This is a genomic window from Bradyrhizobium sp. USDA 223, from assembly GCF_044909005.1.
GTDB classification, from domain to species: domain Bacteria; phylum Pseudomonadota; class Alphaproteobacteria; order Rhizobiales; family Xanthobacteraceae; genus Bradyrhizobium; species Bradyrhizobium yuanmingense.
On the sequence record NZ_JBIYDR010000001.1, the window covers coordinates 788,405 to 811,849 of the forward strand.

General features: G+C 58.1%; 17 protein-coding genes, 1 tRNA gene and 3 pseudogenes. 14 read left to right on the forward strand and 7 right to left on the reverse strand.

Annotated features, from left to right (window positions below):
- Positions 1-84: 84 nt before the first annotated feature.
- The 5 genes and pseudogenes from ABIA40_RS03190 to ABIA40_RS03210 form a co-directional block, all read left to right on the forward strand.
- A pseudogene (locus ABIA40_RS03190) lies at positions 85-1,227 on the forward strand (FAD-dependent oxidoreductase); the annotation flags it as partial.
- Complete coding sequence (locus ABIA40_RS03195; RefSeq protein WP_370058643.1) at positions 1,199-1,393, forward strand: DUF982 domain-containing protein; 195 nt, start codon at positions 1,199-1,201, stop codon at positions 1,391-1,393. The pseudogene ABIA40_RS03190 and the gene ABIA40_RS03195, both read left to right, overlap by 29 nt.
- Positions 1,375-1,710 carry a hypothetical protein gene (locus tag ABIA40_RS03200; protein WP_404546148.1) on the forward strand — a complete coding sequence of 112 codons (336 nt, stop codon included), beginning with the start codon at positions 1,375-1,377 and terminating at the stop codon, positions 1,708-1,710. The genes ABIA40_RS03195 and ABIA40_RS03200 overlap by 19 nt, the downstream gene beginning before the upstream one ends.
- Positions 1,707-2,027 (forward strand): ferredoxin family protein, encoded by a 321-nt coding sequence (locus ABIA40_RS03205; RefSeq protein WP_036008263.1) that lies wholly within the window; start codon positions 1,707-1,709, stop codon positions 2,025-2,027. Before ABIA40_RS03200 ends, ABIA40_RS03205 begins: the two co-directional genes overlap by 4 nt.
- Before the next feature lie 27 nt (positions 2,028-2,054).
- Positions 2,055-2,403, forward strand: a pseudogene (locus tag ABIA40_RS03210) (DUF3088 domain-containing protein).
- Positions 2,404-2,429: 26 nt separating this feature from the next.
- On the opposite strand, the pseudogene ABIA40_RS03215 reads toward ABIA40_RS03210, so the two are convergent.
- Positions 2,430-3,253: pseudogene (locus ABIA40_RS03215) on the reverse strand (ABC transporter permease).
- Positions 3,254-3,339: 86 nt separating this feature from the next.
- On the opposite strand from ABIA40_RS03215, the gene ABIA40_RS03220 reads away from it, so the two are divergent.
- Together ABIA40_RS03220 and ABIA40_RS03225 are read left to right on the forward strand one after the other, a co-directional pair.
- Positions 3,340-3,819, forward strand: coding sequence for a hypothetical protein (locus tag ABIA40_RS03220; RefSeq protein WP_404539053.1), 480 nt, complete (start codon positions 3,340-3,342; stop codon positions 3,817-3,819).
- A 440-nt stretch (positions 3,820-4,259) separates the two neighbouring features.
- On the forward strand, positions 4,260-6,218 hold the full coding sequence (locus ABIA40_RS03225; protein ID WP_036046051.1) for a hypothetical protein: 1,959 nt from the start codon (positions 4,260-4,262) through the stop codon (positions 6,216-6,218).
- A 786-nt stretch (positions 6,219-7,004) separates the two neighbouring features.
- Here the strand turns inward: ABIA40_RS03225 and ABIA40_RS03230 are convergent.
- From ABIA40_RS03230 to ABIA40_RS03240, 3 genes are all read right to left on the reverse strand, one after another.
- Positions 7,005-8,675 carry a hypothetical protein gene (locus ABIA40_RS03230; RefSeq protein ID WP_404539056.1) on the reverse strand — a complete coding sequence of 557 codons (1,671 nt, stop codon included), beginning with the start codon at positions 8,673-8,675 and terminating at the stop codon, positions 7,005-7,007.
- 4 nt (positions 8,676-8,679) lie between these two features.
- A complete protein-coding gene (locus tag ABIA40_RS03235) occupies positions 8,680-10,461 on the reverse strand; it encodes a hypothetical protein (RefSeq protein WP_157784022.1) in 1,782 nt (593 codons plus the stop codon).
- 89 nt (positions 10,462-10,550) lie between these two features.
- Positions 10,551-11,705 carry a patatin-like phospholipase family protein gene (locus ABIA40_RS03240; protein WP_036008252.1) on the reverse strand — a complete coding sequence of 385 codons (1,155 nt, stop codon included), beginning with the start codon at positions 11,703-11,705 and terminating at the stop codon, positions 10,551-10,553.
- A 297-nt stretch (positions 11,706-12,002) separates the two neighbouring features.
- Here ABIA40_RS03240 and ABIA40_RS03245 point away from each other — a divergent pair, with 297 nt between their 5' ends.
- From ABIA40_RS03245 to ABIA40_RS03265, 5 genes are all read left to right on the forward strand, one after another.
- Positions 12,003-13,073, forward strand: coding sequence for a hypothetical protein (locus ABIA40_RS03245; RefSeq protein WP_157785282.1), 1,071 nt, complete (start codon positions 12,003-12,005; stop codon positions 13,071-13,073).
- Between the two features lie 428 nt (positions 13,074-13,501).
- Positions 13,502-14,134 carry a DEAD/DEAH box helicase family protein gene (locus tag ABIA40_RS03250; RefSeq protein ID WP_404539061.1) on the forward strand — a complete coding sequence of 211 codons (633 nt, stop codon included), beginning with the start codon at positions 13,502-13,504 and terminating at the stop codon, positions 14,132-14,134.
- A 119-nt stretch (positions 14,135-14,253) separates the two neighbouring features.
- A complete protein-coding gene (locus tag ABIA40_RS03255) occupies positions 14,254-14,655 on the forward strand; it encodes a hypothetical protein (protein ID WP_404539063.1) in 402 nt (133 codons plus the stop codon).
- Complete coding sequence (locus ABIA40_RS03260) at positions 14,639-15,109, forward strand: hypothetical protein (RefSeq protein ID WP_404539065.1); 471 nt, start codon at positions 14,639-14,641, stop codon at positions 15,107-15,109. Before ABIA40_RS03255 ends, ABIA40_RS03260 begins: the two co-directional genes overlap by 17 nt.
- Positions 15,102-18,383: a DEAD/DEAH box helicase gene (locus ABIA40_RS03265; protein WP_404539068.1), complete on the forward strand. Its 3,282-nt coding sequence runs from the start codon at positions 15,102-15,104 to the stop codon at positions 18,381-18,383. Before ABIA40_RS03260 ends, ABIA40_RS03265 begins: the two co-directional genes overlap by 8 nt.
- A 120-nt stretch (positions 18,384-18,503) precedes the next feature.
- Here the strand turns inward: ABIA40_RS03265 and ABIA40_RS03270 are convergent, their stop codons facing one another.
- A complete protein-coding gene (locus ABIA40_RS03270; RefSeq protein WP_036008200.1) occupies positions 18,504-18,740 on the reverse strand; it encodes a hypothetical protein in 237 nt (78 codons plus the stop codon).
- Between the two features lie 414 nt (positions 18,741-19,154).
- Here ABIA40_RS03270 and ABIA40_RS03275 point away from each other — a divergent pair.
- Positions 19,155-19,257: transfer RNA gene (locus tag ABIA40_RS03275), tRNA-Ser, on the forward strand.
- Positions 19,258-19,566: 309 nt separating this feature from the next.
- Here ABIA40_RS03275 and ABIA40_RS03280 read toward each other — a convergent pair.
- Both ABIA40_RS03280 and ABIA40_RS03285 read right to left on the reverse strand, forming a co-directional pair.
- Complete coding sequence (locus ABIA40_RS03280) at positions 19,567-19,803, reverse strand: hypothetical protein (protein WP_157284130.1); 237 nt, start codon at positions 19,801-19,803, stop codon at positions 19,567-19,569.
- 978 nt (positions 19,804-20,781) lie between these two features.
- A complete protein-coding gene (locus tag ABIA40_RS03285; protein WP_074448231.1) occupies positions 20,782-21,123 on the reverse strand; it encodes an H-NS family nucleoid-associated regulatory protein in 342 nt (113 codons plus the stop codon).
- Positions 21,124-21,598: 475 nt separating this feature from the next.
- Between ABIA40_RS03285 and ABIA40_RS03290 the strand changes: the two genes are divergently transcribed.
- On the forward strand, positions 21,599-22,318 hold the full coding sequence (locus ABIA40_RS03290) for a hypothetical protein (protein ID WP_404539071.1): 720 nt from the start codon (positions 21,599-21,601) through the stop codon (positions 22,316-22,318).
- Positions 22,319-23,445 lie beyond the last annotated feature (1,127 nt).

Here is a 23,445-nt window from a genome sequence, read left to right on the forward strand (position 1 = left end):
CTCGTTGCCCGCGTTGGATAGATCTTGCGGCAGATTGCGCGTGATGGCCGAAGCGCCGTTCAGAAATGAGACTGGAGATTAGTGATGTCGAACCCTGGTCGTGCCGAGAGGCTGTCGAGTTCGGCAGGATCCGTTGTCTTCGAGGCGGATGTGCTGGTGCTCGGGGGCGGTCCCGCGGGCACATGGGCAGCGGTCAGCGCCGCCGAGCATGGCGCGCGTGTCGTGCTGGCGGACAAGGGCTTTTGCGGCACATCAGGCGCCACGGCGGCGGCCGGAACCGGCGTCTGGTATGTCGACCCCGCTCCGGAGCGCCGCGAGGCCGCGATGGCCAGCCGTGAGAAGCTCGGTGGGCACCTCCAGGACCGCCGCTGGATGGCGCGCGTGCTGGACCGGACCTACGTCCAGAGCAACCAGCTCGCCGAGTGGGGCTATCCTTATCCCGTCGATGACGACGGCAGGCCGCGGCGCAATTCGCTCCAGGGCCCGGAATACATGCGCCTGATGCGCAAGCGGACCAAGCAGGCCGGCGTAACCATCCTCGATCATTCGCCCGCGCTCGAGCTGCTGGTCGACGGCAACGGTGTGGTGGCGGGAGCTTCGGGCCTGCGCCGCCAGAAGGGGGATCGCTGGGCGGTGAACGCCAAGGCCGTGGTGATCGCCACCGGCGGATGCGCCTTTCTCAGCAAGACGCTCGGCTCGAACGTGCTGACCGGGGACGGCTATCTCCTCGCCGCGGAAGCGGGTGCGGAATTCACCAGCATGGAGTTCTCCAACGCCTACGCGATCTCGCCGGCCTTCGGATCGGTGACCAAGACCTTGTTCTACAGCTGGGCCAGCTTCACCGATGAGCAGGGGAGCGTCATTCCCGGCGCGTCCTCGAAAGGTGGCCGCTCCGTGATTGCGCGCGCGCTCCGCAAAGGCCCCGTGTACGCTCAACTTGACCAGGCAGATGCCGAAACCCAGCGGCACATGCGCGCGTCGCAGCCGAACTTCTTTCTCCCGTTCGACCGCACCGGTATCGATCCCTTCACGCAACGTTTTCCGATCACGCTGCGCCTCGAAGGGACCGTCCGCGGCACCGGCGGCCTGCGGATCATCGACGACAGCTGTGCGACCACCGTGCCGGGTCTCTACGCCGCAGGCGATGCCGCGACGCGCGAACTGATCAGCGGCGGCTTTACTGGTGGCGGCAGCCACAATGCCGCCTGGGCCATGTCGTCAGGTTATTGGGCCGGCCAGGGCGCCGCCGATTTTGCGCGACAACTGGGCACAACCATCTGGTGCCCGGCTTTCCGGCGCGGCACTGTTGGTCTGCGCTCCGGCAACGGGCGGCCATTGCAGGGCGTCGCGCTCGCGCGAAGCGTTCAGGACGAGGTGTTCCCCTACGAGCTGAATTACTTCCGCGAGGCTGGGCGACTCGGTGGGTCGCTCCGTCGGCTGGATGCATTGTGGTCTGATGCCTCGGCTGCCGATGCGCCGGACGAGCAGGAGCTGCTACGTGCACGCGAAGCGGCCGCCATGCTCGCGACCGCGCGTTGGATGTATCGCAGCGCGCTGGCGCGTCAGGAAAGCCGGGGCATGCACCGCCGTGACGACTACCCCGAACAGGACGACCGTTACCTCCATTTCGTGACGACCGGCGGGTTTGACGACGTCTGGACATCGGCGCGCCCGTTGGCATCTAGGCAATATGCGGAGGCCGCGGAATGATCGAGGTCATCGATGCCGAACGGTGCACGGCCTGCGATATTTGCGTGAGCGTGTGCCCGACCAATGTCTTCGACAAGACCGACGGCATTCCCAGGATCGCGCGCCAGAGCGACTGCCAGACCTGCTTCCTGTGCGAGCTCTATTGTCCCGAGGATCCGCTGTTCGTCTCGCCGTTCGCCGACGCGCCGCAAGCGGTCGACGTGGCGGCGTTGAAGGAGGCGACCCTGCTGGGCAGTTATCGGCGAGCGGTGGGTTGGGTCGAGGAGAGCCGCCACCTGCGGACGGCCGATCGGAGCTATCGGCTGTTCGGCCATTGAAAATCATGTCGTCTCTGGAGGCCGGCCATGAGCGGAGATCGCCTCTTTCTGGTGAAGCCGGGATTTGAAGATCCCCGAGCGGCCGGGCCGCTTCTTCGTCTGCCCGCACTGCAACGCGATCGAGGGATTGCTGGCGTCGTTTCCCGGATTGGCAACGCAGATCGAGGTACACCGCCTGCCGTTCGCGCGTCCGCGAACGTCCCTCGTCGAATTCCTGGGCGAGCAGCATCAATCGCTTCCGGTTCTGGCCTTCGATGAGAGTCGGCCGGTGCCTGAGGACGCAGGCGTTGCCAACGGCCGGCGCTTCATCGATTCCTCGGAGCGAATACTCCGCTATCTGGCTGATCGCTACGCATTCCCATATCTTCACCATTAGGACCGATCGGGATCGTCGGCATTCCCCTAGGTTTGCACCTGTCCCCAGCGCTGGACCGTGATCCGCGTCAGGCTCCGGAAGATCACGCCCTCCACAAGGAGGCCGATCAAGATCACGGTGAGCAGTCCTGCAAAGACGCTCGCCGTCTCCAGCTGTGCGCGGCTGGTGTAGATGAACCAGCCGATCCCGCTGGACCGCGCGCTGACGCCGAACAAAAGCTCGGCCGCAATCAGCGTGCGCCAGGCGAACGCCCAGCCGATCCGCAAGCCCGACAGGATCTGCAGGAAGGCCGCTGGCACCAGGATCTCCGCGACGAACCGGCCGCCCGAGAGGCCGAGGTTGCGGCCGGCCATTCACAGGGTCGGCGGCACGGCGAGGAAGCCGCCGTAGCAGGTGAGGGCCACCGGCCACAGAGCTGAGTGCACGATGACGAAGATGAGGCTCGGCGGTCCCACGCCGAACCACAGCAATGCGATGGGCAGCAGCGCGATGGCCGGAAGCGGGTTGAACATCGACGTCAACGGGCCAAGGGCCTCATTACCCCAGCGCGACAAAGCGGCGAGGGTCGTCAGCACCGCCGCGACGGCAATCCCCAGTGCGTAGCCGGTGATGAGACCCGCAGCGAGGTCGCTGCACGGTTCGGTAGTTCGCCCGACAAGATGGCCGACCACAACGCCGACAGCGTCGGGCGCAGGGTCGGCAGCAGAAGCGCGTTGTCGAGCCAGCGCGCATAGAGCTCCCAGGTGAGCGCAAAGCCGGCGAGGATGACGAAGCGCCGCCAGAGCGTTCCCGCAAGCGCACGCCGTAGCGCCGGCGCATGAACGAGTTTGGGGGCCGCGATGTCAGACATGGTCGATTTCCGGTGCGGAAAACAGGGTCTCCTGGATCCGCCGCTCCAGCTCGCCAACCTATGCGTCGACCGGCCTCGTCTACGTCATGCATGTCGGCGCGGCTCAGACGATCAATCTGTTTGGTAATGATGACCAGAAGGAATGCTGGCTCAACACGAACAATGGTGCGTTGCTTGGCACATACTCGACAAGCGAACGCGCCACGGGCGGCCATTGGTGGTACAATCTATCCGAGGCTTCACGCGAAGGTGACAATTATCTTCTAAACGCCGAAAAATCGTTCGCCAGATCCCCCGCGAATAGCTTCGAGACATACGAGCTCAGATATGTCCTAATCTCGGACCCCGCAGGACTGGCTCTAACGTTGCCGCCAGTGCTGGAAGATCGCGGCAAACATTTGAGAAAAGATAAATTGTTGAAGTTCGCCACGTCCGGCGGCATGCGTGGCCGAACTCATCATTTAGCGAGGGGCGAAGGCGGGGCCGGGCGGGCTGACTTTCGTGTCCTCTATCACCGCAAACGCGGGGCACAGTTCTGTACATTACGTACTGACCTGTGCCTCTAATCGATCGCCGAATTCAGCTAACCGACCATGACGGCAGCTTGTGCACTAACCTGAATTAAACGGTGGGCCGGTACGAGATGATGACCAAAACGCCCACACATCACCTCTATTGGCCTGGGCGATATTCGACCTGGCCTTGCGTTCGCATCGCGCGTTTCTTGGGGTGAACGCGCAGCATTGCTTCATTCTATCGGACGGACGCTGGAAAGCGGCGAGATGTCGGGCGTCCACGATCGGCACCGCGTTCGTCCAGGCCAGAGGCTCAGTCGCGTATCCGCAGCTGAGGATGGGAGTCGCCTAGCGCGACCCGCCTCCACAACGATCGAGCCGAAGGTAACTATGTCCTTGTGGTGTTTGACGGCCTGAAGAGCCACACCCGCTTTAGTTGCGAATTGTGGTGGCGTTGATAAACTCACTAAACGCGCAACTAAGGGGTAACGATGTCCGCGTATGAACCCACTCCCGAGGAGCGGCAAAAAGTCGCCTTCGACGCCCTTCAGGCTCTTGCTGGAGCTGACGTCACGCAAAAGCGCCTACTTGCCGCGTTGGCTATGGGGACTCCAAGTATCGAAGCGACAAGCTATCTCATCAAGAGCCGCGTCAAGGATCACAAGAAGCTCGTCGAGAAGGTGTTCGAACGGCGGCAGAGTAAACCAACTTATCAAGCCAAGGATGTCACAGATATCATCGGCCTGCGCATCCTAACGCTGTACCGTAGTGACCTACAAAGCGTGCTACAGCGATTTCTCAAATTCGTTGAATTGGCTCGCAACGAACCCCTGGAACTTTTCTTCGGAAAATCAGTAAGTGAGGTGGTCGAGGAGCTGATCATATATGGATATCCTTACGAGCAATCGCTCTGCCAAGCGCTGGTCTCGCAGCTCAAAAAGTATGACTTAGTGCTAGATGGCAAGCGCATCCGGCACGAGCCAAAGGACAATGGCTACTCGTCTATTCACATCATCCTGCGGGCTCAAGGCTCCCTCGGCGAAACGCGATTTCGCGTCCCGGTCGAGGTACAAATCCGCACCGTTCTCGAGGACGCGTGGGGCGAGGTCCAACACGAGCTGATGTATAAATCTCGTTTCGGTAATCCAGAGAAGGCCACGGATGGCCTACGCAAGAGCGCGAGTGATCAGCTCCGAAACTGGAAAGATCTACTCGACTCGTGCGGAAATACCGCCGATATTATCAAGGAATTGATTAAGGAGATCTATAAGTCCGCAGATTCCGAATCGGGTCGAGCATTTCCCTCCATTGACAATCGTCAACTAACTAAGCTTGACCTGTCACCGGATATCCAGAAAGGCGTCAATGAGGCCGTCGAGCGCATCGACGCACTGTTCAGCAGTGTGCGGAATACGACCAACAATTTGCCTCGCGAACAAGGCATCACCGAGCTCGCAGAGATTGCGATTACCCTGCAAAACTCGCTCGAAAACGTAGGCTCACATTCGAAACGCGACGATGCAATTTATTATCTCAATATGGAGATCGCACTTTGTCTGCTCTGGATTGGTCGTCTTCTGCAGGAGCTCGCACTGGAAAACTCCGAATCTGGCTTCCTAGTATCGTCTGATCTGCGCGGAAAGATGCGAGCGGCGCACGTGCTCACTCGGTCCGGTGATGAGGTCAAGGACTTTCCCTTCGCCATAGAAAGCCTCGACGAAGCAGCTCGGCGCTATTTTGCTCTTGAGAATACTGCAAGTCATCCTCCTGACGCGCTACTTGCATTTCGGCTAGGCGAAGTTCTATCTGCTCGGGACGAGCCGGAGCTTGCGCTCAGCAAGTTCGAAGAAGCCATGGAACTGCTTGAAAAAGATCCGCAATTTCTGTCCGGCAACCCTATGCGGAGCTATATCGCTCGCCGCCTTGGGTTTGCATATTGGGAGGCGGCCGAGACCATCCGGCAGAAAGGGATGGAAATTGGCAGCACTGACTTCATGCTAACCAAGCGTCGCGATGCCTACGCCGACGCAATTCGCGTTACCAAACAGGCCTTCGATGCTGCAAATGCAGCCCTCCAGACCTCGGCAGGAGGAGCTGAGATGCAGCGCGAGGTCCGCCTTTCGGCAAACAACCTACTCTATTATTCAATAGAGTTTTTACGGGCTCGGGGTGCCGCCGAGACGCTCGAGCAGCTGGGCTTGAGCCGTAAAAATTGGGGAGACCTGCTTAAGGTTATAGTTCCCGCTGCTGCTGATTTAGATCGGCAAGAACTGCCGGCTGTTGTCGACACGATTCGGGAGGTGGCTCGCCTGTCAGGGGACCGCGACCTAGAAATTCGCGCGGCCCATCGCGTGATAATGCTGCTCGAAAAAGGCGACTGGCGGACGCGGTACCCAGCGGAGTTGTTGCAATCCATGCTAGAGGAAGCGAGAAACTCGCTGAAAACTTAATCTTAACTTGCAGCAGGTCTAATAGCGACGGAACTTGAGCGTTGCGACTGCGTTGACAGTGGTCGTCTTAGGCCCTATGTTTATGATCCTCTGAAAAAGGTAAGACGAATCAATGGCTAAGCCTGTTCTTTGGTAGTTTGAGACTGCCATCAACTTCGATATTGCCCGACGACGATCGGAGAAAGTTTTTCTTCGAAGCTTTTGCGCGTCGATCTGTTTGGTATCGTCCATCCCCTAGTTTAGTGTGGGCGGCCCCCTGACGAACATTGGAGGTTCATTCGGAAGGCCGGGTCAGGTAAGTGATTTCTCAATGATCCGAAGTGACTGTTGCCCCAGTTCCATGGTTCAGGAGTGTCAGCTTAGGGCGGCGTAGTATCCCACGGACAGCTGACCTTCCCCATATTTCGACGGCGAACCCGCTATCACGCGTGAAAGAAACTTGCCCCAATCCCTCTGACTGAGTTCGCCCGGCTTACCCGCCCGCTTTGCGGCGTCCGCCTTAAGAAGCTCAAGCGACTTGTCCGCCCGGAATACTCGTCCATTTGTTTTTTCGAGAAGACGGGCGAGGAGAGAGGAAGGGCATATTCCAATGTTTGGTATTGCGCGCGAATTCCTCTTTCACAGGAATCATCGCAACGAGTTCGGGACTCGTCATCAACTCGAGACCTGCAGCGCGCAACGTTGCATTGTGACTAGCGTGGTGATCTGCCCTGGCGGACCACCGCTTCCATCGACAAAGCTAAAGCTTGGCGTTTCATCCTAACTTAAAGCGAAGCTGTGCGCGGCTCACGTGAGCGGCACTGAATACTCCACATACAGTGGCGCGACGCCTGAATGAGCCGATTTGGGGCCGAAGCCAAGACGGGAGAAGAAATTCTCCCAGTCGTCCCGACTGAGTTCGCCTGGTTTGTCCTGACGACGATCTCGGTCGGCCCTCAGATCATCCACAGACTTGTCTGCACGCAAAACTCTTCCCTTTGTTCTTTCCAGCAGACGTGCCAGCAGAGAGGGGAATGGCATGTTCCAGTGCTTGGTCTTGCGAGCGAATTCCTCTCTCACCGGGATCATGGCGACAAGATCTGGATGGGTCATGAGCTCAAGGCCGTTGGCCCGCAGCGTCGCATTATGGCTAGCGTGATGGCCCACCTTGTACAGCACCGTCGCCGCGAGAAGTTTCTGTATGTCAATGGCGGCGGGATCCTCTCGCTTGGTGCCGCTCGGCCAAACGTATTGCTGCCAAGACTCCCAGTTTCCGACCTGCGCATCTCCTGGGAAAAGCAGGACGCGAGGATCAGTTTTGCTTCCGAACGCGAAAGCGAGAACCAAGCTGGTGTTGTTGGTGTCGGAATCGAGCTTCAGAGCGAGCTGTTCCGCGGCGCCGAGCCAATCGCGATCGATACGCCGCCAATCTTCCCGTTCGGAAAAATAGGCCTGGTTCCGTTCCCCTTCGACTTCCGAAAGCCGGCGAAAATGCTGGTTGTCAAAGGGCATTGAAAGTTCGATGGTTCTGGCTTCATCAGCATCAAGCGAAATGGTTTCCTTCTCCAGTTGAACCGCAGCTGCCAAATAGACGCCGAGTCCAGCGCTCTCGTCGGTCAGGTAGACCTCTCCCTTTCGCGGGTTGCTGCGGAGGAGCAGCTTGGTGTCCTTCGGAGGACCAAGAACGTATGCTTCGACGGGAATTCCGGCGGGCAGGGGAATCGGATCCGCCCCTGGCGTGAAGTATCTGACCTTTTTGGCAAGGCCCTTGAGCATCGTCAGAATGGCTCCGGTATCCATTCTCGATGCAGCCACACCTGGCGATTGACCGGTAAACGCGAGTAGCTCTCTTACTTCATCGCGTTGTCCTCCGCCTCTTGGCGCTGTTGCTGCCTCTTCATCATCCTCCTCCGGAGCGGCTGCGGCCGGCCCGAAGTGCTTGTCAAGCGTCAGCAGGAGCTGAAGTGCTTTTTGCCGTCGCGCGCGGATCCGTGCCGCATCCGCATCCTTGTCGTTCTCCGTCCAGGCGAGCCAGAGCTCATCGATCTCGAACTTTCGGAAAATAGTCTCCGCTTGACAGAATCCGGATAGATGGTCCCAATGTTCATGGGTGATTACCAACACATCGAGATGAGAACCCGTCGCTTTTGCTAGGTCGCCGGCGATCTCGTTCATAATGTCCGACGCGGATGGCATCCCTTGGAGCGCCCCGCAATCGATCAAGATTTTCACGTCCCGTTCCGGTCCGGCGGGAATCCTGATCAGAAAACAGTCGCCGAGGATATTGTTGTACATGCGAACAGAGATGTGGCCGGGCCTGGCTCGTGCAGCTGTTGTGGCTGAAGCCGCGTCCACCTCGCTGTCAAAACCCGTATCAGGAGATGGAGCGGACTGGGCACCTCTTTTGCGCGCCGGCTTTTTGTCTTTTGTCTTTTTCGCCGTCGTCCGCTTTGCAGCCTTCTTTCGTGCGCTTAACATGGCGTTATCCGTTCCGGTGCAGAAAGGCGAACGGCTCTTCGCGGGAATCGAGACCGAAATAAGTAGCCCCGAGCGACTCCGTCTCACGCTCGAACAGAAATCGCCTCTGCGCTTCGAGACGCGATGCGCTTAGAATGTCCTTGCTTACGATGTATCGAACTTTTGCCGAATGAAGATCGATGATCAGGGTACATCCACCACGGAAGATGAAGTCCGCCGCGCGCGACCGGTGCCCTGATGCATCGACGTTCGTTTGCTCCTGGGCATCGCTGAAGCCTCTTCGCTCCTGGACGATCTCGACCACAAGCTGCGGAAGTTCCTCGCCGTCGGGACCGATACGACGTGTGGTTCGGACCGACTGGACATCAAAGGCAGGTGCCCCGCCATCCTTGATCGACCGCCTGATCGTCTTCGGCGCATCGTCGTCAAGCGCCAATCCCATCTTGCGAAGGGTTTCCGCCGGTAACCGGCTTCGGTCCTTCAGGCGTCCATAGAAAGCCGCTGCGTTGTCGATGGCTTGCTTCCAGAGATCTTCACGGCTTTCCTTATGGCTCGTGTCGATTCCATCAAGCCATCCCAGAGCTACGTCCTCATCCGGTTCCTCCCACAACAGGCTGTCGACTGCCAGGGATCGGCAATCCCGCGGGTAGATGCCCCTTCTTCTGAAGGCTTCAACAAAAGCAATGCGGTATCCACGATCGTCATCAGCGACAAGATCGCTATCAGCCGTCACAACGCCGCGCAGGAAGTCGCCGAACGTGATGTCGACGGGAGGAAGATAGTCGAGCGCACGGATGCACATCCGCAGGACATGGCCTGCCGTCTTGTTCGCCTCAGCGGTCAAACGATTCAGCAGATCGGGATGAAGATCTCGGTCGGGGAAGCGCTCGCCCTCGCCTGTAACCATCCGGATCAGGTCCGCCACACGGGTTCGATAAATGGTTACGAATGCGTCGAAGACGGCCGCAACCAGAATGGCGCCGCGCTCGTGCGGCTCCGTCACATGCGCAATCGCCCGCGCGTCCGGAAGACCGGTCGCCCGATCGATCTTGTCGATGCCATCTCGGAGAGCTCCGTAATTGCCGATCGCCTGACCGAACTGCAGCGCAAGATTGCTGAGCAGCGAGCGCTGCGAAAGGTCGCCACGTAGCCGTCCGATCTGGTTCTTGACGGCTTCGGGCATGGTAAAGTGCTGCAAGAGGGCTACGATGTCCGCGAATGCCTCATGGAACGCCAACGAGTCAGGGTTGCTCGGCTCAAGATACATTCTGTGCATGCCGTCCAAGATCGCGTGACTCATCTCGTGCGCGATAATGTCGTGCGACAGACAAGAAAAGATCATTCCGCCCGGCAAGTTATTGCCAACATCCTCCCCGCTGGCCCGGAAGTAGCCGAACAACAGAGCTCGTTTTTGCGGACTGTAGTATGCGTTCGCCTCGCGTAGCGCGTGTGGATGGATGCGAAGTTTGCCGATATAGGTCCTGCGCTTATATGCAGTCAGATCGTCTTTTCGCGCCCATCTCCACGCCCAAAGAACTCGTCGACCGAGCGCGCGCTCAAAATTACGGATCGTCGTCATGCCGATCGCATAGACCATCTGTTGATGGAATTGCGGGTTGCCCTCCGATGGCGCGTGCCCGTCTTGCGCCAGTAGCTGCGGTGAGTTCAGATTGACCGGTTCATAAAACGCGTCGCTAGCCGGGTCTACGTCAATCACCTCAAGGTATTCGCCCGTTGGACCAGCCTCAAGTTGCTCCCAGGGCACCTTGATGACTGCCGCGTTCATGGTGGCGGTCCGCAGATCCGTCGACGCGGAAGGGTCGAACGCGTAGACGCGCAGTCGTCGGAACGCGGGAGAGCTGGGCTCGCGCACGATCAATATCCTCCAGCAAAAGGAAATTGCGTCGGAGGGGTGATGGCGACACCAAGCTTGTTCTGCAATGCCGGATCAATATGTGCACGCAGAGCTGCATCGCAGATGGCGTAACCCCAGTTTATTAGCCGATCCTGTAAATTCCTGGGCACCGCCTCAAGTCTGGTCGGAACCTCGGCGAGGGGGATTGGATTGCGGGTCGAGCATCCAAGTGGATCCTGGCCGAGCTTGTAGTCGGCGAAGGACGTCCGAATGCCCCAATATGTACCCGTGTGGTCCTTGCGTTGGAACGAGTCGATCAGGTGTCGCTTGCGCAAGCTCCTGACCTGATTGTCCACCGTATCAAGCACCCGCAAGGAGTGGCGGGTCCAATCCCGATGCGGATCAGGCTCGGGAGCGATTTTTTGACCTGCGTCACTGACGAGCAACGTCGTGTATCTCTTCGAAATCGTCTCCAGGCCGAGATTGTCGTACACTCCGCCATCGCTCAGGATCGCCGTCTTCGTGTAGGGCTCACGATGAAGGTCGGCGCCAGGAGTGTTCACGACGTCTTGTGTGATATCGAGCTCGCACGGCGACAGGATCGGAGGAAAGGCCGAGGACGCAGCCACGGCTTTCGCAAGCGCAACATCCGGGCGGTTCACCAATCCTACCCTGTAGTCGCCCATGTAGTTGCGCGAAAAGCGCCAGAGAGCCGCCGTCTGAATGTTCGTTGCGTTTATGACGAAGCGCGGATTGCCCGGTTGGCCGTCGTCAGGAAGATCTGCAAGTGTCGCTCCCTTGAAGGCGAGATCGTCATAAGCCTTTGCAACGCGGTCGCTGATAGACCCGGGCAGCAAGATTCCCCCGATGATCGCACCGGCGTCAATTGTCGTATTAGCCATTGCTCTGATTTTGCTGACGACGATGTCGAAGTTGGTTGCAACATCGTTCTGGAAATTCAGATCTTTCCAGTTTGCAGCGAGTATCCCAGCCGTGATCGAGCCGCCGGAGACGCTGGAGATCCGTTTGATCTTCCGCAGCAGCGATAGCTCGTTCAGTCGGATCAGTGCCCCGACATGGAAAACCATGGCACGGTAGCCGCCCCCAGAGAGTGCAAGGCCAATTCCGTCTTCCGGTTGGGAGGGGGCTCTGTCGATGAACTCGTCCACAGACATCAGAAAAGCTCCAATAGTTTTATACTGAGGAGTTGGGCTTAGAGGAGCATTCCATCAACGGCATGCCGCTCCGCAATATGCTTACGAAGGTACAAAGTAGGTCTTATGAAAGGACGGCAACAACGATACACGCTTCGGTAGAATTGGCAAGCGACCGGACCACTTAGGTAACCGACGCGGCGCTTATCACCAGAGGCGTCGCATGAGCTACAGGCACGCCCCTTTTTCTACTGACTGCCGTTGACTCGCGGTTGTGATAGACGCAACGTAACTACTTTTCAGTTATAGGAGGGGGCGGTGCGTTTTCAATCGAAATGTCGGGTTCGCTCAGCACGTCGTGCTGTTGCTTTGATGATGTTGTTGGCTTGCGCCACGGGCTGCACACGAGGCGAGCTTGAACATAAGGCCGACGCCTACAATCAAGCGATTGCCGAATCGAACAATCGTCAAATCCTGCTGAATGCAGTCCGGGCTAGTCAACGCGCGCCAATGTCCTTCGTCGGCTTCGGGGACGTAGCTGCGACTCCGACTTTTTCCGGCGCGGCGGGAGGAACGTTCAATTTCGATGTGCTGGGGCTCACGACCTATAATGTGAATCCGACAGTCAATGTGAATGGCGGATTCACCTCCTTTACGATGAACAACTTGAACTATTCGGCTTTCGCTCACGAGATGCAGGTCCCGCTATCGCCGAACATCGTCGCGTATTTCGAGCAGCTAAAATTTCCGAAAGAACTTCTCAGATTGATCTTCGTCCAGGAATATACGCTTCCCTTGCAAAAGAGGCAGCGGATCGCAGCCGAAGCTGCGGCGAGATGTCGGGCGAGAGCGAACCAACGTGATACTGATATCTGCGAGGCGATCGACAAGGATCGCGACCGCTTTGATAAGGCTGGCTGTCAGGACTTTCCGGAAACTCATGCGACCGTGACATTGTTAAATGTGGGCCGTGATCTATGTGCGATGGTGACCTTCCAGACGTTCGTAAGACAATTGCGGCTTCTCGAGATTGAACTCCCATTCAAGCCGCGTACTACGCAAGCGATCCTGTACTATCTCGGCGACCTGATCGCGGCGCAGAATTACTCGACGCATCCCTTCATACCCGAGGTCCTGGTCGAAAAGGACAACCGAAGACTGACGGTTCCGCTCTTCGAGGTCAGGCGGGCCGTTCCAGCCCCCTCCGGAGCTGCCGTTGCCGTCTCTTATGGCGGCGAGAGTTTCTTCATCCCGACACCTGCCTTTGGCAGCACCGAAGAGGCGCGTTCACTGCAGGTGTTGGACTTGGTGTCACAGGTGATAACAGCCGCCACCTCCAAAGACGCGCTACCGAAAACCTCGACCGTCACATTGGTGCAAGCTCGATGAATTCGGCGAGACAGCACCGAGGTAGTGCTGTCCACACGGACGGCCGAGAGTGGCCAGCAGTCTATACGTCGATCACGCTGAAAAAATGCAATTTCGCGCTACAACAAGCAGAAATGATGCGTCTGTTTTTCATAATGATATGCACTTGACTGGTTCGCAGCTCGCTCTCTGACGGCGCATCGCGGAACAGGTCATTGGAAGTTTCCGCCAAACAGCAATCTCTCGCCTTGGACGAGTAGGGATTGCCAAGTACAGTTCGTTTATTTGCGGCCGTGAGTCGTATTTAGCCAAAAAAGCAAATGGATCAACCATCTCTGTTTTCTCAATCTGAGCCGCCCCGGCAGTTTTTGCGGTCCGCCCTTGAGATCGTTAGGACGGTCTCTGTCGGTCAGATTCGGCACGTGCTCTACCAAGGCGGCCCGTGCGAAATGGTTCTCCTCGGTGAGGTGTCGGTCTCGCCAAAAAGGAGCGAGCCGACATACAGGCTTTCCACCGGAGAGACTGTTGTCGTCACGGCTCGGGCTCAGGTTGAGTTACCAACAGGTATTGACGGGGTTCTTCGCAACCTCGGAGATGGAAGGTTTAAGTGGCTAAGACACCGTCGCCTGAAAGCCTTTGAAGAGGCTGTAGCCAGAGAGGGTTGGGCGGGGGTAGCAAGGAAGCAGGCTCGAGAGTGGTCCGGACAGTTTAGCTTTCGTGCAGAGGGGGAGCGGTCGCAAGCCCTGAGACCGCCCCAAGTCGGTGCGTTGCATGCAGTCGGCGCGCATTGGAGCCTGTTCAGCCAGCCGGCCACCGTCGTCATGCCCACAGGGAGCGGTAAGACCGAAACAATGATATCGATCCTTGCGGCGTACGACCCGGCGCCGCTTCTCGTGATCGTGCCGTCCGACCCTCTACGTGCTCAAATTGCGCGAAAGTTCACCACCTTCGGCTTACTGCGAACACTCGAGGTTCTTGCACACAACGTGCCCAATCCGATCGTCGGGATCGTGTCAAACTTGAATGGTCGCTCGAAGACTACCTCTCGAGCTATCCTCCCATGGTTCGGTTTATCGATCTAACCGCGTGCCGCGCGTTAGCGACCAGCGGGAGACACAATTGCCATTTTAATGGGTGACTTCGGTGAAATGCTCGCTCAGATTGAGCACGGAAGTATTCGTAGATTCGGAAGCGATTTAGAATGCCGCTCTCGCTAAAGACGTCCATTACTACCGAATGCAATTTTTCTGAATGGTCGATTAACAAGAAAAGCCGTGCCAAGCTGATTGAAGTTATTGCCTACCTGTATTTGCGACAGGAGGAAAACGCTCAGCGCGTGATCAATGCCTTGGAGCCGCGCCGACGGGCTTCAAAGGGCAAGGTGGTACAGAATGTCGTGCGAAAGCTGACGGCTCCGCATGCGGAAGACCTAGAGTTGCGTCGGTCGGGCAGCGACGCGGAGAAGGAAGCCGCGGAGAAGCGGATCAGAACATCCATTATTCATCGCGACGGCCTACTGTTCCAACATATCTCGTGGGTCGCCGCGAGAATGGCTCTTCCGAATGGCTATATGACCGCTCCCGCATGTGCGGCAGGCAGATAAGGGCTTTGACGGTTTTATCGTCGACTTGGATGCGAATGGACGCGAGATCAAGCGAATTGTGCTTTGTGAGGACAAGGCTTCGAAATCACCCCGTAGCCTCATAAGTTCCAGCGTATGGCCTGAGATCGGGACTATTCTTAGCGGTGATCGCGACGATGAGATCCTCGCCGAACTCGTAACCCTGCTCAAGAGTGTCCCAAACATCGATCCCGAGACGGCGGTTGACGACGTGTTCTGGGAGGGCGCGCGCGAGTTCAGGGTTGCCGTGGCGACAGGCGAAGATCAGCGCAAGGCAGGGAATTTTCTGCACATCATTGCCGGCTTTGAAGCCGTGGCCGGTGGTTCGCTCGAATCGCGGACGGCCGGCGTGTTGGCCTTCGACAACGTGCGGAGTGGGTTGGCCCTCCTCGCAGGCGAGGTGGCGGCGAAAGTCAAGGAGATCGCCGGTGTTTGATCCAAGTTCCCGCGTTCTTCTACGCCAAGCACCGGACCTGCCTGGTCTGGACCCGGAAATATTGGACGAAATACTTACGGCCGCGCACATAGAGCTGGCCACAGTCCGCCTTCTGGGGGCATCTGCGATCACAAGCGATGTGATCGACCGGGTGAGGCGCCTTGCTTCGACCTTCGAGGCTTATGTCGCACTCAATCTTCGACCAGAGCAAACACGTGCTGCGGCCTTCGTCGCAGCGAGTGCTCATCAGATATTGAGCCGCGTTCGTGAAGCCGCATTAGACCGGCCGACGCTTGTTTCGGGTGATGCTGTAGGAGCGTCGATTTCGGCGACGCTCCTGTTCCTGATTGCCGACCGCGCGGCTGATGCTGCGGAAGTTGCAGGTCAACTGAGGGCCAGGGGCGAACGGCGGGCCGTCCGACGATCTTTGATTCTTAGCCTTCGGGAGTTGGCAACCGGCAATCTCACCCCGCTGATAGAGCGTGACCTCGACGAAGACTTCATTACGCAGGGTGACAGCCGCGAAGTCGCTACCGACCTCCTTCTGAGGGAATGTGCGTATGTTGTCCAGGGACTCGGTCAGGAGGCGCGCGGAAGCGCCACTCCTGACGCGGAGGTCCGTTCAAGGCTGAGCCGGGTCATCCGTCTGTCGGAGGCATCGGCAGTAGAGTTCAAGCTGGGGCTTGAGGGAACGGTACATCACCAGTTTGCGGGGCCGCATCATCTGGCAACGCTCTTGAGCCGCCTCGTCAATGGCATGCAGGCTGCAATGCTAGTTCGGCTTCCAACACCATCCGGTGCGCAGCCGAAGGCCTGGGCCGACTGGCTCCTCTCGCAGGCGCAATCGCGTCCGTTTTTATGGATCAATCATCTGAAGGCAATCAGGACCGGATACCTGAACCGCGGCAGATCGATGGTGATGACGTCTCCGACCGGTTCGGGAAAGACAACTCTATCTGTTCTGAAAATTGCAGCGACCTTATGTGCGGGGGAGAGCGTCGTCTACCTAGCGCCAACGCATGCTCTGGTCGATCAGGTCGAAACGGACATGTCTGCGCAAATCGGGGGCCTGGAGGCGGTCAGCGTTGTCGAAGACGTCGCCCTCGAGGAGCTTGGTGAGAGGCTGCCACGGTTCTCCGTAATGACGCCAGAGCGTTGCCTTGCCCTTTTGGGTTTCGCACCAGAACTATTTGAAAAGGTAGGGCTTCTTGTATTCGACGAATTTCATCTCATCAGTGCAGACGATCCGAAAACCTCATCAAAGGTGAGCGCGCGAGCGATCGACGCAATGCTGGCGCTTCTGACGTTTCTCCGTCATCGCAAGCAAGCGGACCTGCTGCTGCTGTCTGCCATGGTCGCCAACGGCGCCGAAATTGCGCGTTGGCTGCGCGGTGTGACGGGAAGGGAAGTCGAGCCGTTCGACGATCCTTGGAAGCCAACACGACAACTTCGCTCTTGTGTCATCTATGACCGCTCTGACGTTGCTCAGGCCGCGAAAGAAGCACTGAGGATGAAAAGTAAGGCGGCACAGAACCGCGTTCCCGCACAGCCGCTCGGGCTATTCTCGTTGATCTCAGGCTGGCACCCCAAGAGGCCGGAAAAACTAGTCGTGCAAGCACTCTCAGATCGACGGCCGCCGCTAGTGAGAAACGCCAGGGGCCGATTTACATCGAACAGGAACGAAGTCGCTGCGCAGATTGCCGCGGACTACGCGTCCGTCGGAAAGCGTGTGATCGTGTTCTGCAACGATACCAAGGCATGTGGAAGCGTTGCAGATCAGATCAATGGACTCCTGGCGCGGGCTACGATCGCGTTGGATGAGGCGCAGGAGGAGATGCGGAAGTCGGTTCTCAAAGATGTGGGATCGTCCGAAGCCACATTCGATCCCTCTGGGTGCAGGGCGACCGTACACCATGGCGATCTGCTCCCCCTGGAGCGGAGGCTGACGGAAAGCGTTTTCCGGGTTCGCAGGGAGATCGAAAGCGACGATCTGGGCCTCGATGTGGTCGCCGCGACATCAACCATTGCGCAAGGGTTGAATCTGCCGTGCGACGTGGTGATCCTCGCAGGCACCGACAGGAGCGCGGTTGATGACCCAAGTGGCAGTCCCCGCACGGATCTGCGTCCTCACGAGATACTCAATGCGCTAGGAAGGGCCGGGCGCGCGGCATACGCAGCAACCGGGCTAGCAATCGTCATACCTGCACAGCCGATTGGAGTAGAGAGAGCGAACCTCGCTCTACCGGAGGAAGGAATCTTGAAGACGGTCTTTTCCGAGCAGGATGCCTGTGAGGAAATCTATGATCCGATCGAGTTGCTGCTCGATCAGATCGAGGTATCCGCCGATACCGATCCGAAAATGCAGTCGGTTATCCGGCGTTTGTCGGCTGTCACAGCAGCGGGCGAGAGCGGCTTCGACGATATTGTCCGTCGCTCTCTGGGGTACTTCCGGCTGAAAGAAGCTGATGCTCCAGGAGCGGATAGATGGCTCCAACGCTGCCGTACCGCGCTCAAAGCTGCCGAGGAGCAACTGGAAGATCCGCCCGTTCTCGATTGGCAGCGGGAGATCGCTGTACGGAACGGTATTCCTCCAAGACTCATCGAGCGGCTGGAGGAGGCGCTTGATCAGGCGCCGGTTGATAAGACCGCAACCGAAGACTGGATCAGATGGTTGCTCGATGTCGTGGCTGAACACCCTTTGGATTTGACGATTTTTGTCAGGGAGGCGGCCCTCGAGTCGGTCTTCGGCCGAGCCTACACAAATACGACAGCGCCCAAAGCCACAGCCAGGCGGATACTGGATGCGCTTCAGACGTTAGTCTCGATGTGGTGTGGAGGACGCACGCTTGTTGAGATTGAGGCTTGGCTCCTCACCTTCATCCGGAAGCACGAGGGAAAGGTTAAACAACAAGCAAATCGATCGTCCACGGCGCAGCGTGCACGCCGTTTCGCCATACGCATTGCCCCTGATTTCGGTTTCCTCTGTGGCGTGCTTGGACAGATCGTCGCCCATAAGGCTGCAGAACGGGAAGGGACCGTGCTTCCGATCATCGACATGCTGCCCCAAATGGTGAGAGCCGGGGACTACGATCGCCATCATGCCGCCTTGAGACAAATTACAACCGCCGCTTCGCGGGTTGAAACCTTTGAGGCATGTCTCGCGTTACGAGGGCACTTCAAGGCGGGACCATCCGCAGAAATGGACGTTGTAAGAAATGAAGTCACGGCCGCGATGCTGTTTCAGTCGTTTACGGGCTTGAACGATGAGGAATAACGATTCAAGAAGGGGTTGAGGAACGCTTGGAGGATGACGCTTCGCCGAATCGCTTTGTAGCGAAATTCGATTCTTCAAATGCGTTGACTATCTTTCCGACAACCAGAAAGCTATTCGGATTCAGGGGAGGGGAAGGTCCTGAGCGACTGCACCGAACTGGTCGGGCGGAAAGAGGCAATCCGTCTGATCGACGAGCAAATCGGGCTTCACGGCGAGGCTATTTCGAAGCATCTGGCACAGTATGATGCGCGCGGTGCGCTGCCGACTTGGCACGGAATCATTCGTGACATCGAGGAGTTCATCAATGTCGTTCTCTACAGCGACATCGATGACGAGAAGTCGCTTCGGTTGATGCACCTGCCGGTCGGCGGGCTGGTCGCAGACCCGAATGTGCCTCTTCTAGCGCGAGACCTGGTGGCGCCATACTACGGCGAGGCGTTGGCAAAGCGATTCATCATCGCCATGCTTCGGGTCACTCGCGCTAGGCCCATCCGCGGTCCGTCGGTGCACTTTGTCACCGGACCTGCGGTAAGTGATGCAGTGCGAAAAGCCGTCTTCGCTTGGAGAAAAGCCGTCTTCGCTTGGAAATGACTCCCAAGCTTGAGTTTGCTAAAGGGCATTTCAGCCGTTTTTTCCAAATGAGCCTTGAAATCGCTGGATGAATTGAGCGGATTTTTGATTTCGCTGTGCGACTTCTGCCTCCGCGTCCAAGCACTTGGCCAACAGGCGGTGCAGCGGAGCTCTACGATCGTGCGACGAATACCCATTTCCGGCCGGTTAAGCCCCAGAGTGCGACCGGCAAGTCATTGATTCTTCAAAACCTGCGGCTGACTCTTAATCAGCGGGTCCCAGGTTCGAGCCCTGGACACGGCCGGTTTGCTATTCGGTGTTTCCCTAGTTTCTATATCTTCACCCATTCGATACAGCGCGCAGATCCGATGAGACAAGTCGGTCACGTGCTTGTCGTAGAATAGGAAATCGGAGCGGGCAAAACGGACGGTGTGTTCTGTCCCTCGCAGCAAGATACCGCTTGCTGCAAAACCACAACCAGAAGCAGAATGTTCCGGATCTGGCCCGCGAAACGCAATGCGCAGTTCGATGCGGCGGCGCAGCGATCGCTGGCGGAGTCACGCGCAAAGATCCGTTATGCACGCACGAACTAGCCGGCTTAACCTCTTTCGCGTCAGCCGCGCTTTCGCTCAGAGGGTAACGTAAACTCCACGACCTCGTGCTTGTCGCACGGATCAGGTGGCTGATTTTTCTTCACGATCAGCTCGAGCTCGAGAGCCTCGAAGGCGAGCTCATCCGCCAAGCGCTTGAACAGCTCGCGCTTTTCTATGTCCGTCGCCCGCTGACTCATCAGCGTAAATTCTCTGGCGTCAGCGCGGACCTTTTCCAAACGTCGTCGGAGGTCCTTCATGTGTGTCGGCGTAGCTTTTAGTAATATCCTCGGCCCGAACAATCAGTTTGCTTGTTCGGATCCACCGGGAGACAACTGCCGAAGCTCGATACTGGTTCTATGTGCACCGCTAATTCGCCGCTCTTAGTGCTGCGATATTTAGCCATGCTCCATGACCCAGCCCCGGTTCAGGGATTGCAGGCTGAGGTCGGCCGTCCTGGCTGATGAGCCATCTCTGTCCGGCTCTCGCCCGATGATGCATAGACTAGCATACCTGAAGGGCCTGAATGTTCGAAAGCGCACAGACGCGAGTGTTGCGCCCGACTAGGCTGCGAGCGATCCTGGGCGTTCGCGAAGCGCACAGGCCCAACGGCATCGGCGGATGCCAAATGTGCCGGCTGCGGCGACGCGGTTCCGTCCGCGAACGCAGCGTTGCCGGCTGCGTGCCGGGTATGAGGCAGGAACAAGCTCGGCAGATTAGATCAACGATGGTCGTTCTCGTGCGTAGTTTCCTTCTCATAGTGGGAATATGGCTGCTGGTGAACGTTCTGTTCGTTGTAGCTGTCCTGCCCTCGCGCAGACCGGCACCTACTCGGCGCGCAGCAATTCCATCGCCCGTGACGATCAACGGGACGGCCGGTCGCTCGGATGGTCGCGAACCACCACTCCTGCAGCGCCGGATGGCTCCAGTTGCAATCAGAGTTCTTTTCGTCGTCCTCCTCCTTCCAGCCCTTCGAGCGTGGAATGCGGTTAGGCGGCACTTCAGAGAGCATCACGACTAGAGTCGGGCCATCGTGCGCTTGAGTTCTCGTCGATGTCTTCACTGCGCCGCGGGCCCCCCGAGCGATTCAGCGAGACCGTCAGCCCGATCGCAAGTGCGGTCGCTATGGCCATGGCTCCAACCATAGTCATGACCCGCGTTAAAACGATAATGTGAAAATCTCAGATCGGGAAACAGCCGGCGCCAGCATTCCCAACCCAAAATGCCGCAATCGGCGCTCAATTTGTCTGCCGCTTTTGAGCTGAAGCCTGATCGATCAGGAAATCGTCCAAGTCTCGGCCGCTTCGAAGCTGCGGCCGCAGCCATCGCGGCTGCCTGCCACGACCCGACCATGTCTCCGCTGGGTTCTTCGGATTGCGATATTTGGGACGGACGGGCGGATATGGACGGCGGCGCTTGTAATTGAGCCGTGTGACCTCGCTGGCCAGTCTAATGCTGCGCAGCCTTTCCTCCAAACGTGCTTTTTGCACCAACATTTTCTGAGTGAGTTTGGCGGCGACCTCTTGGTGAAGGGTCCAGAGCTCGTCAACGGAGAGCGAATTAAAATGCGCGGTGTTCATGGCTCCAATCCGAATCTTGGGCAGAAGGCCCGGGCACACAAGTCGGGAATCAGGGAGCAGGCAAGCCGTCAGTTAAATATTGATCGTACAATCCACATTTAAATCCGCTAGGTGGCAGGGAAAAAGGCGCGACGATGGTAATATCGTGATGGAGTATTTAATTCGTAGCGGGGGTGTCCACGTATCGCGACATCCACGAACTCATCCCTCGGCAAGTTTTGCTTTGGTGTTCGGGAACGGGCGCAACTATCGCGATCGACCGGGCGGCTAAGCCGCGGATCGAGGCCGGCGCAACTCAGATGACCCGATGAATCCATCGGCCTATCCCCTTGTTGCAGGCATCCCTGGAGTGCTGGACCGGCATATCAATTAGGTGGCCAAGAATACCATTAATTCATCGCGTTGCCCGATTTAAGCCGCATGGGGGCCGTTGTCGCCGCTAAGGCTCAAGCGGGGGCGCACCCGGGAGTTTCCGATGTCCGGACAGTTGCGATTGTACTTCGCCAGTTTGCTCCTTGTCGGAGGTTTTTCGGCGACGCCTGCGTCTTCCAATCCTCTAACCGATTTCTTCAATACTGCTACGTCCCAACCCACGGTAACCACCTCTCCGCCGCAAGCCGAATGCGCGCCGCGTCCCGGTACCTCGACCATTGGCGGACAGCATTGGGTCTACCGAACGGACGGTCGTCGCAGATGCTGGTTCCTGGCCGAGGGCATCGCGACGGTGAAGAAGCCCATTCGGGCTCCCGCGGCCAAAGACCGTAGCGCCAGTTTCGACGAGAACCGGACCACGCAGACCACGCGGAGCGTGATCGTTGATGCGCGCGCGGAGTTGCTGCGCTCTGCACCGCCCGAGCAATCTCAGACGCCTGTAACGGAAATGCAGGTAGCAGATGCCACTTCCGATCTCGGCACGGGTGCTGCCCTGATGTCGGAGGCTCCCGTCGGAGATATTCCCCGCAACCAGCTCAAGCACGAACACTCCGTGCCGGATCAAGTCAACGTTGGGCAGTTTCTCGCCGCCGCGCCTGCCGACCCACCTCAAGATATGCCGCTGGGCCCGCGCACTGCAGAGGGGCACGACGAAGCGCGCAGCTGGACGGGCTGGCTCGGTGGGCTGCTGATGACGCTTGGTGGCCTCTCGCTCTTAAGCTCGAGCCACACGCTTCGGCACGCAGTGAGACTACGCCACTGAGGTGGCGACATACGAGGTATTGCCGCCGCGCGAGGTATCGCCGAACTGCCACACGTACAATGGTTCCGTTGCATCGCACTTAGTTTGGCGCTGCCTTAGCTGGACATTCGGGTACGATGATCGTCACCTTTTTGGATCGGACGGCATCATGCGGTATAAGGTTTTCGTGGTGGACGGCAGCCGGCAAGTGATCTGCACTGCAAAGCTCGACTGTATTGACGAGCAGGCGGCGAGACGCCGAGCCGAGCAAATGCATGACGAGCACGACGTTGAGCTTTGGGAAGGCGATCGGCTCGTTGCGGTGTTCCGAAGTGCAACGTCGAATGAAAGTCGGAGCTAACGCCCGACCCTGAATGGGCGGCCGGTCTCGCCGCCGAGTTCGTTCAAGTGTTGTGAGGCATCCCGGCCTGGCTGGTTGGCGACGCGTCGTAGCGACGTCATCGCCGAGGCTCGCTAGGCGCAGATGAAGCCGCCCAGTCCTCTTTCAAGGTAGAGGTGGACGCGAGGAACGCGGGCAATCCGTGCATCGAATCGCGCGAGTGAGCCGGGTCATCCTTCGGATCCGGCGGGTCTCTAAACGGCTCTAGCTCTGCCGCTCGCTTTGGTACGCCGCCTTCTGCCGATTGGTTCTGTTTCTAGATGTCGGAGCTTACTTCGAAGCTTCTCCACCTCTCTGAGCTCCTCCAGAAGCGCCTGGTGCCGTTCGCTCAGAACAGCACTAGAAGAAATTTGACGCGTACTCGACATCACATGCCTCAGAAAAGGACTTAACTAGGAAGTCGACGAAAAACGGAAGACAAAGAACGCCCGACTGAAGCTCAATGAGCTATGGCCGCGGCCGCCAGATGCTCCCAGTACTCTGCCTCTGCAAGCAATTTCCAGCTTCGCGCAGGTTGGAGTACGGCAGTCTGACGGCAAAGCAAGGCCATTGCGCGAAAGCGGCGGGCAGCTTCCATTCCAACCTCCCATGTTTTCTTTTTCCCAACATATTTTTTAATTTTGTGATGGAGTCATCATGATTATATACGATAACAAAATAATCGTTTGTTTTGCTTTTCTCCGCACCCAGGGCAGATGCGCCGGCTACCGAGCCCGTAACAATGATGGCGGGTCCTGGCTGCGCGCTA

What these genes read in the sequence shown, in the direction of transcription:
- ABIA40_RS03195 (WP_370058643.1), top strand. Translation starts at nt 1,199, where the DNA reads ATGCCGCCTGGGCCATGTCGTCAGGTTATTGGGCCGGCCAGGGCGCCG.
- ABIA40_RS03205 (WP_036008263.1), top strand. Translation starts at nt 1,707, where the DNA reads ATGATCGAGGTCATCGATGCCGAACGGTGCACGGCCTGCGATATTTGC.
- ABIA40_RS03220 (WP_404539053.1), top strand. Translation starts at nt 3,340, where the DNA reads ATGCATGTCGGCGCGGCTCAGACGATCAATCTGTTTGGTAATGATGAC.
- ABIA40_RS03225 (WP_036046051.1), top strand. Translation starts at nt 4,260, where the DNA reads ATGTCCGCGTATGAACCCACTCCCGAGGAGCGGCAAAAAGTCGCCTTC.
- ABIA40_RS03230 (WP_404539056.1), bottom strand. Translation starts at nt 8,675, where the DNA reads ATGTTAAGCGCACGAAAGAAGGCTGCAAAGCGGACGACGGCGAAAAAG.
- ABIA40_RS03235 (WP_157784022.1), bottom strand. Translation starts at nt 10,461, where the DNA reads ATGAACGCGGCAGTCATCAAGGTGCCCTGGGAGCAACTTGAGGCTGGT.
- ABIA40_RS03240 (WP_036008252.1), bottom strand. Translation starts at nt 11,705, where the DNA reads ATGTCTGTGGACGAGTTCATCGACAGAGCCCCCTCCCAACCGGAAGAC.
- ABIA40_RS03250 (WP_404539061.1), top strand. Translation starts at nt 13,502, where the DNA reads ATGGTTCTCCTCGGTGAGGTGTCGGTCTCGCCAAAAAGGAGCGAGCCG.
- ABIA40_RS03255 (WP_404539063.1), top strand. Translation starts at nt 14,254, where the DNA reads ATGCCGCTCTCGCTAAAGACGTCCATTACTACCGAATGCAATTTTTCT.
- ABIA40_RS03280 (WP_157284130.1), bottom strand. Translation starts at nt 19,803, where the DNA reads ATGAAGGACCTCCGACGACGTTTGGAAAAGGTCCGCGCTGACGCCAGA.
- ABIA40_RS03285 (WP_074448231.1), bottom strand. Translation starts at nt 21,123, where the DNA reads ATGAACACCGCGCATTTTAATTCGCTCTCCGTTGACGAGCTCTGGACC.
- ABIA40_RS03290 (WP_404539071.1), top strand. Translation starts at nt 21,599, where the DNA reads ATGTCCGGACAGTTGCGATTGTACTTCGCCAGTTTGCTCCTTGTCGGA.